This window comes from Rhizobium sp. CBN3 (assembly GCF_030518245.1).
Classification (GTDB): domain Bacteria; phylum Pseudomonadota; class Alphaproteobacteria; order Rhizobiales; family Rhizobiaceae; genus Rhizobium; species Rhizobium aethiopicum_A.
Genome location: NZ_JAULSE010000092.1, coordinates 1 through 600, shown reverse-complemented (window position 1 = coordinate 600; position 600 = coordinate 1). Strand labels below are relative to the sequence as shown.

At 54.2% G+C, this 600-nt stretch carries 1 protein-coding gene; it reads right to left on the bottom strand.

What is annotated here, in order from left to right; all coding sequences use genetic code 11:
- A partial coding sequence (locus QWJ46_RS31080; protein WP_275245450.1) for a phasin occupies positions 1-370 on the bottom strand: 370 nt, incomplete at its 3' end.
- Between the last annotated feature and the right edge of the window lie 230 nt (positions 371-600).

Below are 600 nucleotides of genomic sequence, written 5' to 3'. Positions count from 1 at the left end.
CCCGGACTTCCTTGGCGTGCTGCAAACTTGTCTCAACGCGCTTGCGGAAAAAGGTCGACTGCTGTTCGAGGATCTGCGACGGCGAATTCGCGCCCAGCAAAGCTTGCAAATGTGAGAAGCTGGCCTCGGCGTCGGCCTGCAGTGCAGCGATCGTCTTCCACCACAATTCGTTGCCGAATAGACTTGTCGTTTCGAGGATCGGAGGCAGCATTTTCTGTGTCGCTTCAGCGCCGGACGCAAATTTCAAAAAAGCCTCTGTCACCTTCTTGTTCCCCTTTTCAACAGATGCGCCGAACTGATCTGGCACCTTGAGCGACGATGACCCCGGGTTTTCGATCGTTTCAAAGGATCTTTCGGAAATCTTGGTCATTGCATTTTCCTTCTCTTTGAGTTGGTTGCAAGCTGTGACATCGGGATTGACCCTTCCGCCGGCGGATGCATGGCCGCTTGGTAGAACGCGGATCCGATGACGAACGGTCAGGTGGCCTCCGTTCCGTTCGTTTCATGAACCGGCATCATGCAGACTGCTTTCTGCCGCTTGTAACCAGGGATCAGCAAACACCATGCCAACTGCTCCGACGCGCCAAGAAGATGATTTTC